The following is a 13,910-nucleotide window of genomic DNA, read 5'->3' on the forward strand; positions in this document are numbered from 1 at the left end:
ATCACCCCGCCGCGCCCGGTCCAGCGGCGATGCGGTCCTGCGCCATCACCAGCGTCCCCAGCGGCCCGGCCTCGTCGCCCAGCGCCGCCGGCACGATCCGCTCGCCGATATTGCCCGCATCGACATAGCCGAGATACCCGCCGAGCGCCGCGACCGTGCGCGTCCGCACGAGGTCGAGCAGATGCGGCTGCCCCAGCCCCACGCCGCCGCCGACGATGATCCGCGCCGGCGACAGCGTCAGGAACAGCGTCGCGAACGCCTCGCCCAGCGCATCGGCGATATAAATCCAACGCGGATCGTCGACGGCGAGCAGATGCGCGCCATGCCCGCACCGCGCCGCGATCGCCGGGCCGCTGACCAGCCCTTCGAGGCAATCGCCGTGGAAGGGGCAGGCGCCGGCGAAATCGTCGCCCGGGCTGCGGCGCACGCGGATATGCCCGGCTTCCGGGTGCATCATGCCGGTGACGGGCCGGCCGCCGACGATCAGCCCCATGCCGACCCCGGTGCCGACCGTGACATACAGGAAGTCGGACAGTCCGACGCCCGCGCCGAACCGCCCTTCGCCCAGCGCCGCGCCGGTCACATCGGTATGGAACGCGACCGCGCCGAACCCTTCCGCCAGCGGCCCGACAATATCGGCCCCGGCCCAGTGCGGCTTGGGGGTGGGCAGCATGACGCCCTCGCGCACCGATACCGGCCCGAAGCTGGCGATGCCGATCGCGCGCGGTCGATATTCGGTCCGCCACGCCGCCAGTTGCCGCGACAGCGCGCCCAGCGTCTCCCCGGGGGTCGTCGTCGGCACGCGATACCGCGCCAGGATTTCCCGACCCCGCCCGATCACCGCGATCGATTTCGTGCCGCCCAGTTCGACGCCCGCGACGACGGCTTCGCTGCCCATGATGCTTCCTCTCCCTGTTATTGCCGATAGTGGCGCACCCGCCGGGCCCCCGGCAAGTACGCCTACCGTACACGATGGCATATCGGATACTGCAAACGATTGTACGCTTTGCCGCACCGCAAAGATTTTCGCTAGGCGCACGGCGATATTTTCTCGTACAAGCATGGGGATGGAGCAAAATCGATCCACGACCCCTCGCGTGCGGACCATTGCCGATCTCGCCCGGCTGGCGGGGGTGTCCGCCGGCACCGTTTCGCGCGCGCTGGCCGGCAAGTCGCTGGTGAATGCCGAGACGCGCGACCGGATCCAGGCGCTGGCCACCGAACATAGTTTCCGCCCGAACCAGATGGCCAGCCGGCTGCGGACGCAGCGCACCGGGGTGATCGGCATCGTCGTGCCGCTGGGGCACGAACGGCGCCAGCATCTCTCCGACCCGTTCTTCATGACGATGCTCGGCTTTCTCGCCGACCGGCTGACCGAGAATGGCTATGACCTGATGCTGTCGCGCATCATCCCCGATGCCGCCGACTGGCTGGAACGGATCGTCGATTCGGGGATGATGGACGGTGTGCTGCTGATCGGCCAGTCGGACCAGATCCCGACGATCGAGCGGGTCGCCGAACGCTATCGCCCGCTGGTCGCATGGGGCAGCAGCAACCTCGACGGGCAGGTACATTGCGCGGTCGGCACCGACAATGTCGCCGGCGGCCGGCTGGCGGGGGCGCGGCTGATCGCGCGTGGCTGCCGCCGGATCGCCTTTCTGGGGGAGATGCGCGCGCCTGAAATCCGCGACCGCTACGACGGCGTGGCGCAGGCGATGGCGGCGGCGGGGATCGACCATCCGCCGGTCCAGCTCGACACGCACCTCGCATCGGACATCATGGAGCAGGAGATCGCCGGCCACCTCGACCGGGTCGGCGGCACGATCGACGGTATCGCCGCCGCGTCGGACGTGATCGCGATGACGACGCTGCGGGTACTGGCCGATCGCGGCATTCGCGTGCCGGACGACATGCCGGTGGTCGGCTATGACGACCTGCCGATCGCGATCAGCGCGGTGCCGCGCATCACGACGGTGCGACAGGACCTCGCGACCGGCGCCAATGCGATGATCGACGCGCTGTTCCGCCGTATCGCCGGCGAGGATGCGCCCTCGCTGGTCCTGCCCCCGGTGCTGGTGGAGCGCGACTCGGCCTGACGATACTTGCTCCCCTCCCTGACAAGGGAGGGGCTGGGGGTGGGTAGGTCCGTGGCGGACGCACCGCTCCCTCGCAGGCCGACCCACCCCCGACCCCTCCCTTGTCAGGGAGGGGAGTCAGATCAAACCAGTGCCGCGCACTTCGCCTCGACCCACGCCGCCGTTTCGCCATCGAGCAACGGCACCAGCAGCGCGGCGACCTTCGCGTGATAGGCATCGACCCATGCCCGCTCGGCCTCGGTCAACAGCGCGGGCACGATCAGCGAACGTTCGATCGGCACGAAGGTCAGCGTCTCGAACCCCAGCATCGGCAGGTCGCCGCCGGGAATGTCGCGCTTCACCGTCAGCAGCAGGTTCTCGATGCGGATGCCGTATTCGCCCGCCTTGTAATAGCCCGGCTCGTTCGACAGCATCATACCGGCGCGTAGCGGTTCGAGCGGCCCGCCACCCGGATAGTTCGGCGCGCCGATCCGCTGCGGCCCCTCATGCACCGACAGGAAGGCGCCGATGCCGTGGCCCGTCCCATGCGCGTAATCGAGCCCCGCTTCCCATAGCGGCCGCCGGGCGAAACCGTCGATATGCCCGCCGAGCGTACCGTCGGGGAACACGGCGGTATCGATCGCGATATGGCCCTTGAGCACGCGGGTGAAGCGGTCGCGCATCTCGTCGGACACCGGCCCCACCGGCATGACGCGGGTGATGTCGGTCGTGCCGTCCTGATATTGCCCGCCCGAATCGATCAGATAGAGCTGGCCGGGCAGGATCGGCGCGTCGCTCTCGACGGTCGCCTTGTAATGCGGGCTGGCGGCATGGGCCCCGGTCGCGCTGATCGTATCGAACGACAGGTCGCGCAACAGGCCGGTTTCGCCGCGGATCGCCTCCAGCCGGTCCGATGCAGACAGTTCGGTCAGCGTACCCAAGGGTGCGGTTTCCTCGAACCATTTGAGGAAGCGGACCATTGCCGCCCCGTCGCGTGCCTGCGCGGCGCGATGATGCGCGATCTCGACCGGGTTCTTGATCGCCTTGGCCAGCACGCTCGGATCGCGTGTCGCGACGATCGTGGCACCGCCGGCACTCAGCGCGCCATGGATCGCGGCGACCGCGCGGTCGGGATCGGCGGCGACGCGCTTGCCGGCGAACCGGCCGAGCACGTCCGCGAAACTGGCGATGTCGCGCACCGTCACCGCATTGCCCAGATGCCGCGCGATGTCCTCGCCGACCTTGCCCGGTGCCACGAACAGCTCGGCGGTGCCATCGGCGCGGACGATGGCATAGCTCAGCGCCACCGGCGTCCGCGCGACATCCTTGCCCCGCACGTTGAACACCCACGCGATCGAATCGAGCGCCGACAGCACCACTGCATCGGCGCGTCGTTCGCCCAGCCACTCGCCGATCGCCGCGCGCTTATCGGCCGAGGTCCGCCCGGCGAGGTCGTCCGGGTACACCTCCATCGCGGCGGGGGAGGGGGCGGGGCGGTCGTCCCACAGGGCGTCGATCGGGTTCGCGTCGACCGCGACCAACGCCGCGCCGTTCGCGCCCAGTGCGGCGTCGGCTGCCGCGACCCAGCCAGTCGTCGCCAGCCACGGATCGTAACCGATCCGGTCGCCCTCGACCGTGTTCGCCGCCAGCCAGTCGGTCATCGCGGTCGCGGGCACCTGCACGAACTGCCAGTCGTCGCCATCGACCTGCTCGCGCACCTGCAACGTATAGCGCCCGTCGGTGAACATCGCGGCAGTATCGCGCAGCACCACCGCGCTGCCCGCCGATCCCTTGAACCCGGTCAGCCATTCGAGCCGCTGGGCATAGGCACCGACATATTCGCTCATGAACTCGTCGGTCAGCGGCACGACGAAGCCGGTCAGGTTCTGCTTTGCGAGGTGGGCACGAAGGGCGGTCAGGCGGGCGTGATGGTCGATCATGTCACGGGCGATACCATCCGGGGCAGGGGTGCGGAAGATTGGTTCACGCGAAGGCGCCAAGGGCGCGAAGAAGCAAATAGGTTCACGCGGAGGCGCGGAGACGCGGAGGAAGAAGCTTTTTCGCGCAGAGGACGCGAAGGACGCAGAGATATTGCGTGATCGGCGACCTGCTATTCCAGCGACGCCTGCCATCCCGTTGCAGCCACGATAAACAGAGCCGCTGTCGCGGCGGACGTTTCCACGAACGCATCTCCTCTGCGCTCTCTGCGCCTCTGCGCGAAAATCCCTTCTTCTTTCCCCCGCGTCTCCGCGCCTCCGCGTGAACCAACCTTCTTCGCGCCCTTCACGCCGTCGCGTGAACCAAAACCCGGCAAGACGCCTCGACTTCCCGAACCACCCGCCCCAAATGACGCGCCATGACCAACCCGATCCCGCCCATCGCCGAACAGCGCGCCCATGCTTACGACCATCACGGCATCACCGTGCAGGACCCGTGGAACTGGCTGCGCGACCCGAACTATCCCAAGGTCGAGGATGAGGACGTGCTGTCCTACCTCAAGGCCGAGAACGAGTATTTCGATGCGGTGATGCGCCCGCACGCCTCGCTGGTCGACACGCTGTTCAAGGAAATGCGCGCGCGGATCAAGGAAGACGATGCCACCGTCCCCCAGCGCGACGGTGACTGGTGGTATTGGTCCGACTTCGAAACCGGCGGCGAATATCGCCGCTGGTGGCGCAAACCCGTCGCGGGTGGTGACGACGAACTGATCCTCGACGAACCGGCACTCGCCGCCGGCAAGGAATATTTCCGCCTGGGCGCATTGTCGGTCAGCCCCGACGGCCGGCTGCTCGCCTATGCGATCGACGACGACGGCGGCGAACGGTTCGAGGCGCGGGTGAAGGACCTCGCCACCGGCGAACTGCTGCCCGACACCATCCCCGGCACGCTGTCCGAACTGGTGTGGACCGCCGATTCGAGCGGCTTTCTCTACGGCCTCGCCAACGACCAGTGGCGCACCGACAACGCCCGGCTCCACCGCATCGGCACGCCCGTCGATCAGGACATCGAACTCTATCATGAGGCCGACGAGGGCTGGCGCGTATCGGTCGGCGAGACGCAGTCGCGCCGCTTCCTCGTCATCTCGGCGGGCGATCACGTTACTAGCGAGGTGTATCTGATCCCCGCCGACGATCCGACCGCCGCCCCGATCCTCGTCCGCGCGCGCGAGGAACATGTCGAATATGACGTGGAGGAGCATGACGGCACGCTCTACATCCACACCAACGACACCCACCCCAACTTCCGCCTCGCGAAAGCCGCGCTGGAAACCCCGGACGTATGGGAGGAGGTGATCGCCGCCGATCCGCATTTCTACATGACCGGCGTGACCACCTTCGCCGGTTTCTTCGTGATCGAGGGCCGGCTCGACGGCCTCGACCAGATCCGCCTCCACGACTATGCCGGCGGCGCGCCGAAGCCGATCGATTTTCCCGAGGCGAGCTTCGTCGTCGGGCTTGGCGACAATCCCGAATATGCCGTCGACACGCTGCGGCTCGGTTATGAATCGATGGTCACGCCGGGCACCGTCTACGACTATGACGTCGCGTCGGGCGGCCTGACCGTGCGCAAGGTGCAGACGATCCCCTCGGGCTACGACCCGGCGAAATACGCGACCGAACGGCTCAACATCACCGCGCGCGACGGCACCGCCATCCCCTGTTCGGTGGTGTACCCCAAGGACTTTCCGCGTGACGGCACCGGCAAGCTCTATCTCTACAGCTATGGCGCCTATGGCTATGCGATCCCGCCGGGCTTCTCGACCAGCCGCATGTCGTTCCTCGATCGTGGCATGGCGTTCGCCATCGCCCATATCCGTGGCGGCGACGACCTTGGCCAGCAATGGTATCTCGACGGAAAGCTCGACAAGCGCACCAATACCTTCACCGATTTCGTCGACGTGGCGAAGGGGCTGATCGAGCTGGGCTTCACCGATAACGGCAAGATCGCCATCGCCGGCGGATCGGCAGGCGGCGAGTTGATGGGCGCGGTGATGAACTCCGACCCCGAGCTGTGGGGCGCGGTCGTCGCCAGCGTGCCGTTCGTCGACGTGCTCAACACCATGCTCGACGACAGCCTGCCGCTGACGCCGGGCGAATGGCCCGAATGGGGCAACCCGATCGAGGACAAGGCGGCGTTCGAGCTGATCGCCTCGTACAGTCCCTATGACAACGTCACCGCGCAGGATTACCCGCCGGTGTTCATCTCGGGCGGGCTGAACGATCCGCGCGTGACCTATTGGGAACCGGCCAAATGGGCCGCCCGGCTGCGCGCGACCAAGACCGACCAGAACATGCTGCTGCTCAAGACCAACATGGGCGCGGGCCATGGCGGCAAGTCCGGGCGCTGGGAGAGCTTGCGCGAAGCGGCGGAGGAAATGGCGTTCGTGCTGTGGCAACTGGGGGTGGAGGGGTAGCGCCTCCACTGTTCCTTCGTCATTCCCGCGAAGGCGGGAATCCATACACGCTACCGTTCCGCCTTAGATCACGACCGCTGCGTCTATGGGCTCCCGCCTTCGCGGGAGCGACGAAGGGGAGAGCGGTTTACCGCTCGATCCGCGTCACATGCCCCATCTTGCGCCCCGGCCGCGCCTCGCGCTTGCCGTACAGGTGGAGATGCGCGCCGCTCTCGGCCATCAGCGCGGGCCATGCCGCGACATCGTCGCCGATCAGGTTCGTCATCTCGGCATGCGCGGCGGTCAGCCCCACGCCGCCCAGCGGCAATCCCAGCACCGCCCGCACATGGTTCTCGAACTGCGAGGTTTCCGCGCCCTCGATCGTCCAGTGGCCCGAATTATGCACGCGCGGTGCCATTTCGTTAAACACCGCTCCGTCGGGTCCGCAAAAGAACTCCAGCGTCAGCACGCCGACATGGTCGAGCGCCTCGGCGACCTTGGCCGCCAGCGCCTCCGCCTGTGCGCGCCACGGCTCGATCGCCGGGGCCGGCACGCTCGAGGTGTCGAGAATGCCGTCCTTGTGGACGTTGGCCGGCGGCGGGTACATCGCCACCGCCCCGTCGCTCCCGCGCGCCAGCACCACCGAAAACTCCGCCGAGAAATCGACGAACGCTTCCAGCACCGCCGGCCCGCCGCCGATTGCGTCCCACGCCGCATCGGCATCGCCCGCCGCCATCAGCCGCGCCTGCCCCTTGCCGTCATAGCCGAAGCGCGTGGTCTTGAGCACCGCCGGGCATCCGACGCTGGCGATCGCCGCGTCCAGCGCGGCGCGATCCGCCACCTCGGCCCAGCGCGCCGGGGTGCCGCCCAGTGCCTCGACGAAGCGCTTCTCGCGCACCCGGTCCTGCGCGATCTCCAGCGACCGGGCGGAGGGGCGCACCTTGTCGCCCAGCGCCGCGATGGGCGCGGCGGCGATATTCTCGAATTCATAGGTGACGACGTCGACTTGGCGCGCAAACGCCCGCAGCGCGTCGATGTCGTCATACGCCCCGCGGCTATGGGTGAACGCCACGTCGTTCGCCGGCCCCGTCTCGGGCGCATAGACATGGATGCGATAGCCGAGCTGCGCCGCCGCCATGCCGATCATCCGGCCGAGCTGGCCCGAACCGATGATGCCGATCGTCGCACCGGGAGGCAGCACGCTCATCGCGGGTCGATCGCCACGCCGTCGGTCTGCGCCGCGCGCCACGCATCCAGCCGCTCGGCCAGCGCCGGATCGCCCGTCGCAAGGATCGAGGCGGCGAGCAGCCCGGCATTGATCGCCCCGGCCTTGCCGATCGCCAGCGTCCCCACCGGCACGCCGCCGGGCATCTGCACGATCGACAACAGGCTATCCATGCCCTTCAACGCTTTCGATTCCACCGGCACGCCCAGCACCGGCAACCGCGTCATCGACGCGACCATGCCTGGCAGATGCGCCGCACCGCCCGCGCCCGCGATCACGACCTTCAGCCCGCGCGATACCGCTGTGGTGGCATAGTCGACCAGCCGGGCGGGGGTGCGGTGCGCCGACACCACTTTCGTCTCATGCGCCACGCCCAATTTGCCGAGAATCTCGGCGGCATGGGCCATCGTCTCCCAATCGGAGGTGCTGCCCATGATGATGCCGACCAGCGGTGCGTCGTTCATTGCTTGGCCCGTAGCGCTTGGAGAAGCGCGCTGCTTAGGCAAGGGGGCGGGGCAGGGCAAGCGGGGAGCGTACAACGTTCCGCGTATTGGGTCGGTAAGACGTCATCCCATCCATCGTCATTCCCGCGCAGGCGGGAATCCATACACGCTGACGCTGCGGTTCAAGCCACCGACGTTGCGTCTATGGATTCCCGCCTGCGCGGGAATGACGAGAAAAGAGGATCACCGCTCGTTCAGATAATAGCGATCGGTCGGCGTCAGATCGTCGGCCAGCTCGTACACGATCGGCTGCCCGGTCGGGATTTCGAGGCCCGTGATCTCGTCGTCGGGAATGCCCGAAAGATGCTTCACCAGCGCGCGCAGCGAATTGCCGTGCGCCGAGATCAACACCCGCTTGCCCGCCTTGAGGTCGGGCGCGATCCGGCTTTCCCAATAGGGCAGGACGCGGTCGATCGTGTCCTTCAGGCTCTCGGTCTGCGGAATGTCGATTCCGGCATAGCGGCGATCGGCCGACAGGTCCCACGGGCTGTCGGCTTCGGGCAACGGCGGCGGCACGTCGAAGCTGCGGCGCCATACCTTGACCTGCGCATCGCCGTGCAGCGCCGCCGTCTCGGCCTTGTCCAGCCCGGTGAGGCCGCCATAATGCCGCTCGTTCAGCCGCCAGTCCTTCTCCACCGGCAGCCACAACCGGCCCATCGCCTCCAGCGCGAGGTTCAGCGTCTTGATAGCCCGCGTCTGGAAACTGGTGAAACACTGGTCGAAGTCGTGGCCCTTGCTCGCCAACAGCTCGCCCGCCGCCTTCGCCTCGGCCTCGCCCTGTTCGGTTAGGTTCACGTCCCACCATCCGGTGAAGCGGTTCTCGAGGTTCCAGGCCGACTGGCCATGGCGGATCAGGACGAGCGTGGGCATGGAACCTCCGTTGCAGTTGTCGGCCGTCCGACTAGCCTAAAGCGTCCGGCAGAGGAACCGGTTGAAGTCGGTCGCGGCATAGTCGCCGAATGCTCCGCAGGGGACGAAGCCGTTGCGGGCATAGAGCCGGTGCGCCGCGTCGAACATCGCTCCCGTTCCGGTTTCGAGCAACAGCCGGTCGATCCCCGCCGCGTGGGCTTGCCCGACGATCCGGTCGAGGATCGCCTGCGCGACGCCGCGTCGGCGCGCCGCCGGATCGGTGCGCATCGACTTCACTTCGCCGGTCCCGTCGTTCATCGTTCGAAGCGCGCCGCAGCCCAGCAGCGTGTCGCCGTCCCATGCCGTGAAGAACGCGATGTCTGGCGTCGCCAGCCGCGCAAGGTCGAGCGCGTGGACCGATCCCGGCGGCGACGATGCCCGCATGTCCGCCAGATGCGCGGACAGCAGCGCGGCGGTGGCGGGATCATCGAGCCCGCCGGCCCGCACGATCATCGCTCGAACGCCGCCAGAACCTCCAGCCAGCCATGCGCCAGCCGCTTCGAGCGTTCGGGCGACCAGCCGAATTCGGGATCGGCGTTGTCGTCATGATCCTTGAACGGCATCTCCAGCGTCATGGCGAGCGCGCCGAAGCGGTTGGCGACCTGGTTGGTCGACATCGCCAGATTGGCGCGCCCTGCCGCTGCGACCGGATAGCCGAGCTTCGTCTGGAAATCTGGGGTGGCCGCCGCCCATGCCGCGCCGAACGCGGTGAAGCGTGCGCCATGTTCGTCGGTCCAGTTGGGAATCCCCTCGTAACCGGCGATGAAATTGGCGGGAATCGCCTCGTCGCCATGCACGTCGATCGCGATGTCGACTCCGGTTTCGTCCATCCGGTTCCGCACGCACAACACTTCGGGGCTGCGCTCCGCCGTGGGCGCATGCCATTCGCGGTTGAGGTTCACGCCGGCCGCATTGGTGCGCAGATGCCCGCGATACGACCCGTCGGGGTTCATGTTGGGGACGCAGTGAAAGGTGAAGCGCGCGAGCAGGTCGGCGGGGATCGCATCGCCCGGATCGGTCAGCCGTTCGAGCAGCCCTTCCATGAACCATTCGCACATCGATTCGCCGGGATGCTGCCGGGCATAGGCCCACACTTGGCGTGGCCCGCTGCCGAGCGTCAGATAATCGATCGCCCGCCCGTCGAGGCTTTGCCCCAATTCGCGGTGCGCGACCCCCGGCTTCGCGGCAATCCGCGCAACCAGATCGTCGTGCCGTTCGAGGGTGTAGGGCGCGAAATAGGCGAACCATGCCAGTTCACTGTCGATCGTCGCGGTGAAGGTCAGCACGCCATCGGCATAGCCGGTGTCTACCTGCCGCCACGCATGACGATCAGTGCTCATCCGCGCGCGATAGCCCGGCCAGCCGAACGCATAGGCGGCACCCCCTGCGTTGATGATGCGGAAGGTAAGGGTCCGCCCCCGCGCCCCGGCGACGCGGAAGTGGAACCACTGATAGAAGTCCGACAGATGGTCGGCGACGATCTCGAGGTCGATCACGTCGCCTTGGCAAGCGACCACACGGATATTGCCGCTGTCGAACGCGGCGTTGATGCTGATGCTCATTTCACCGTGGTAGTGATTCCCGACTCGCCTGGGAAGTTGCGGAACAACGCATTCGCCAGACGGTCGGCCTGAAATACCGGCTGCGCCCCCGCCGTCCGTTCGAGCGAGCTGGTCAGCGCGCGGCCTTCCCAGATGGTGGTGCCGTCGCTGCGCCGACGGATCTGCACCGCCAGTTCGGAGCCGACGACCTCGCGCTGGCCTCCGCCGCCAAGGCCGAAGCCCACGCCGCCACCGACGCCCAGCCCGCCGCCGCGCCAGCCGCCCCCGCCGCCGCCCGCGCCGACGCCGATCGACACCGGCGGGCGCTTCTCGATGAAGCCGCGCGACGCGCGGGTGAACGCCACCGCGACGATCATGTCGCCGCTGCCCGAGGCCCCACGCGCAAAGCCCAGCTTCGTCATCTCGCGGGCCACCGCTTCGCCATAGGTCTGGAATTCGGGACTGACGACGGCGTTGGTCGACAGCGGCTCGACCGAGAAGCTGCCGCGTGCGATCGGCTGGTTCAGGTGGAATCGCGTCACGTCGACCGGGGCGATACCCGATCCGGTGGTGGCGCAACCCGAAGTCGCGATGGCCGCCAGTGCGGCAAGGCCCAGTCCGATCATCCGCTTCATGTCCATTCGTCCCGTTTTCAGCGCTTTTCGTGCGGTTCAACGTGCAGAGCGGGCGATTGGGTTCATTGCGGTAGCGTTTCGGTGGTCAAAATTGCCCGAACGCTTGACGAATCCGATACCGGCCGATAGGCGACGCTTCGTTTCCGGCCGTGCGAGCGGCCCTTTTGCCGTGTTGAGAGCCGAAACCATGAAGATCGTCAATTCGCTGAAGTCGCTCAAGGATCGCCACCGGGACAACCGCGTGATCCGCCGTCGCGGCCGTATCTACGTCATCAACAAGACCAACCGTCGCTTCAAGGCCCGCCAGGGCTGATGCTACGGCGGCCGGGGCATCAGCCCCGGCCGGTCGCACGAAAGGGCGCGGTTGCCGGCATGGCAGCCGCGCCCTTTCGCATGAATCTCAGGCGGCGACTGTCGCGTCGATCGGCGGCACGTCGCCCAGCACCGCCCAGCCAGCCGGCCCCAGCGCCTCCATCGGGCGAAACCGGGTCTTGTATGCCATGCGCGGCGACCCCTTCACCCAATAACCGAGATAGACGTGTGGCAGCCCCGCCGCCCGCGCGCGGCGGATATGGTCGAGCACGACGAACGTGCCCAGCCCCTGCCGGCTGTCGTCCTCGGTCTCGAAGAAGCTGTAGACCATCGACAGCCCGTCGGCCTGTTCGTCGGTGATGCACGCCGCGACCAGCTTGCCCGGCCGCCCGTCGAGCGTCGGTTCGCGATATTCGACGATCCACGACGTCACCGGCGAATGTTCGACCATGTCGGCGAAGTCGCTCTCGTCCATCGCCGACATGCCGCCGCCGGGATGCCGCGCGGTCAGATAACGACGCAGCAGGCGGAACTGCTCGTCGGTCGCCCATGGCTTGCAGGTGCGGATTTCGAGGTCGCCGTGGCGGCGCAGCAGCTTGCGCTGCGTGGCGTTGGGCGCGAACGCCCCCGCGACCACGCGCACCGAGATGCAGGCACTGCACCCGACGCAGCTCGGCCGGTACGCGACCGACTGGCTGCGCCGAAACCCGATCCGGCCGAGCGCGTCGTTCAGCTCGTCGGCATTGGGGCCGTTCAGCTCGGTGAACACCTTGCGCTCCTGCCGCCCGGGCAGATACGGGCAGGGCGAGGGGGCGGTGACGAAAAAACGGGGAAAACGAAACGGCGCAGTCACCCGGCGATCCTTCGTCCAGCGGTCCAGCTAATGGTGTCGAACGCCGATATGGCGCGGAAGCCGCATCGTGAAAAGCGGCTTGAGCATCAATGACGGTTAATCGTCACGCCGGTGGTCCCTTTGGATGATGCGGCGCGCCGTCAGTCCCGTTTCTCCCCTCCCTGACAAGGGAGGGGAGAAGCGAGCATCGCGTCGCCCCCTACGCCAGTTCCACCGTGCTGACCTCGTACCCGCCATCGCGCAGTCCCTCGACCAGCCGGTCGAGATGGGCGCGGTCGCGCGTCTCGCATTCGATGTCGGTGATGAGTCCCTTGGCGGGCAGGGTGGTGAACACGCGCTGGTGATACACCTCGATGATGTTGACCGCCTGTTCGTGAAAGATCTTGGCGACGTGGAACAGCGCGCCCGGCCGGTCCTGCAACCGGATGCGCAGCCGCGCCAGCCGTCCCGACCGCGCCAGATCGCGCAGCAGCACGTTGGCGAGCAGCCGCGTGTCGATATTGCCGCCGCACAGCACGATGCCGACGGTCTTGCCCTTGAACCGGTCCCCGTGCCCCAGCAGCGCGGCCAGCCCCGCCGCGCCCGCGCCCTCGACCACGGTCTTCTCGATCTGCACGAGCAGGCTCACCGCCTCCTCCAACTGCCGCTCGCTCACCAGCACGATGTCGTCGACCAGCGCCTCGACCACCTGCGCGGTCAGGCCGCCGGGCTGCTTGACCGCGATCCCCTCGGCCAGCGTGTCGCCCGCGCAGTCCATCGTCGTGCCGTGCAGCCGGTTGTACATCGACGGGAACAGCTCGGCCTGCACGCCGATCACCTCGATGGCGCGGCCGGACGCGCGGGCGACGGTCGCCATGCCGCTGATGAGCCCGCCGCCGCCGATCGGAACGACCAGCGTGTCGATGGCCGGCACGTCCTCCAGCATCTCCAGCGCGACCGTGCCCTGGCCCGCCATGATCCGCGCATCGTCGAACGGATGGACGAAGGTCAGCCCCTGTTCGGCCTCCAGCTTGCGGGCATGGTCGTACGCCGCGTCGAAGGTTTCGCCCTCCAGCACCACGGTCGCGCCGTGGCTCTGCGTCTGCATCACCTTCACGGTCGGCGTCGGCTTGGGCATCACGATGGTGACGGGCACCCCCAACCGGTTGCCGTGATAGGCGAGGCCCTGCGCGTGATTGCCCGCCGATGCCGCGATCACGCCCTTGGCGCGGGTCGCCTCATCGAGTTGCAGCAACGTGTTGAGCGCGCCGCGCTCCTTGTAGGCGGCGGTGAACTGGAGATTCTCGAACTTCAGATAGACGGTCGCCCCGGTCAGTTCGGACAGGGTGCGGCTGATGAGCGTCGGCGTGCGCACGATCGACCCCGAAATCCGCATCGCCGCGCCGCGTACATCGTCGAGCGAAAGGGGCAGGGCGGGCGAAGCGATCGGGTTGGTAGCCATAGGGCTCCGCGCCTAGCCGATTA

Annotated in this window: 13 protein-coding genes; 3 read left to right on the forward strand and 10 right to left on the reverse strand. The window is 67.6% G+C overall.

Going from position 1 to position 13,910, the window contains the following annotated elements; all coding sequences use genetic code 11:
- Position 1: 1 nt before the first annotated feature.
- The gene (locus LRA89_RS03650) at positions 2-898 is read right to left on the reverse strand and encodes an ROK family protein (protein ID WP_055755672.1); all 897 of its coding nucleotides are present in this window, start codon (positions 896-898) and stop codon (positions 2-4) included.
- Between the two features lie 169 nt (positions 899-1,067).
- On the opposite strand from LRA89_RS03650, the gene LRA89_RS03655 reads away from it, so the two are divergent.
- On the forward strand, positions 1,068-2,096 hold the full coding sequence (locus tag LRA89_RS03655; RefSeq protein ID WP_056494113.1) for a LacI family DNA-binding transcriptional regulator: 1,029 nt from the start codon (positions 1,068-1,070) through the stop codon (positions 2,094-2,096).
- A gap of 122 nt (positions 2,097-2,218) precedes the next feature.
- Here the strand turns inward: LRA89_RS03655 and LRA89_RS03660 are convergent, their stop codons facing one another.
- Complete coding sequence (locus LRA89_RS03660) at positions 2,219-4,015, reverse strand: aminopeptidase P family protein (RefSeq protein WP_230769050.1); 1,797 nt, start codon at positions 4,013-4,015, stop codon at positions 2,219-2,221.
- Positions 4,016-4,431: 416 nt separating this feature from the next.
- Here LRA89_RS03660 and LRA89_RS03665 point away from each other — a divergent pair, with 416 nt between their 5' ends.
- Complete coding sequence (locus tag LRA89_RS03665) at positions 4,432-6,489, forward strand: S9 family peptidase (RefSeq protein ID WP_230769051.1); 2,058 nt, start codon at positions 4,432-4,434, stop codon at positions 6,487-6,489.
- A gap of 127 nt (positions 6,490-6,616) precedes the next feature.
- Here the strand turns inward: LRA89_RS03665 and LRA89_RS03670 are convergent, their stop codons facing one another.
- The 6 genes from LRA89_RS03670 to LRA89_RS03695 form a co-directional block, all read right to left on the reverse strand.
- On the reverse strand, positions 6,617-7,675 hold the full coding sequence (locus LRA89_RS03670) for a 5-(carboxyamino)imidazole ribonucleotide synthase (RefSeq protein ID WP_230769052.1): 1,059 nt from the start codon (positions 7,673-7,675) through the stop codon (positions 6,617-6,619).
- Entirely contained in the window at positions 7,672-8,157 is a 486-nt protein-coding gene (gene purE / locus LRA89_RS03675) for a 5-(carboxyamino)imidazole ribonucleotide mutase (RefSeq protein WP_230769053.1), read from the reverse strand. The genes LRA89_RS03670 and purE overlap by 4 nt, the downstream gene beginning before the upstream one ends.
- 222 nt (positions 8,158-8,379) lie before the next feature.
- A complete protein-coding gene (gpmA, locus tag LRA89_RS03680) occupies positions 8,380-9,066 on the reverse strand; it encodes a 2,3-diphosphoglycerate-dependent phosphoglycerate mutase (protein WP_230769054.1) in 687 nt (228 codons plus the stop codon).
- A gap of 36 nt (positions 9,067-9,102) precedes the next feature.
- Complete coding sequence (locus tag LRA89_RS03685) at positions 9,103-9,558, reverse strand: GNAT family N-acetyltransferase (RefSeq protein WP_056494123.1); 456 nt, start codon at positions 9,556-9,558, stop codon at positions 9,103-9,105.
- The gene (locus tag LRA89_RS03690) at positions 9,555-10,667 is read right to left on the reverse strand and encodes a M14 family metallopeptidase (RefSeq protein ID WP_230769055.1); all 1,113 of its coding nucleotides are present in this window, start codon (positions 10,665-10,667) and stop codon (positions 9,555-9,557) included. Before LRA89_RS03690 ends, LRA89_RS03685 begins: the two co-directional genes overlap by 4 nt.
- Positions 10,664-11,281: a DUF4136 domain-containing protein gene (locus LRA89_RS03695; RefSeq protein ID WP_230769056.1), complete on the reverse strand. Its 618-nt coding sequence runs from the start codon at positions 11,279-11,281 to the stop codon at positions 10,664-10,666. Before LRA89_RS03695 ends, LRA89_RS03690 begins: the two co-directional genes overlap by 4 nt.
- A gap of 187 nt (positions 11,282-11,468) precedes the next feature.
- Here LRA89_RS03695 and ykgO point away from each other — a divergent pair, with 187 nt between their 5' ends.
- Positions 11,469-11,594: a type B 50S ribosomal protein L36 gene (ykgO, locus tag LRA89_RS03700; RefSeq protein ID WP_055755695.1), complete on the forward strand. Its 126-nt coding sequence runs from the start codon at positions 11,469-11,471 to the stop codon at positions 11,592-11,594.
- A gap of 87 nt (positions 11,595-11,681) precedes the next feature.
- On the opposite strand, the gene LRA89_RS03705 is transcribed toward ykgO, so the two are convergent.
- Together LRA89_RS03705 and LRA89_RS03710 are read right to left on the reverse strand one after the other, a co-directional pair.
- Complete coding sequence (locus LRA89_RS03705; RefSeq protein WP_230769057.1) at positions 11,682-12,446, reverse strand: arginyltransferase; 765 nt, start codon at positions 12,444-12,446, stop codon at positions 11,682-11,684.
- A 199-nt stretch (positions 12,447-12,645) separates the two neighbouring features.
- Entirely contained in the window at positions 12,646-13,887 is a 1,242-nt protein-coding gene (locus LRA89_RS03710; protein WP_055755700.1) for a threonine ammonia-lyase, read from the reverse strand.
- Positions 13,888-13,910: the final 23 nt, after the last annotated feature.

The sequence above is a fragment of the Sphingomonas sp. Leaf4 genome (assembly GCF_920939515.1).
GTDB lineage: Bacteria > Pseudomonadota > Alphaproteobacteria > Sphingomonadales > Sphingomonadaceae > Sphingomonas.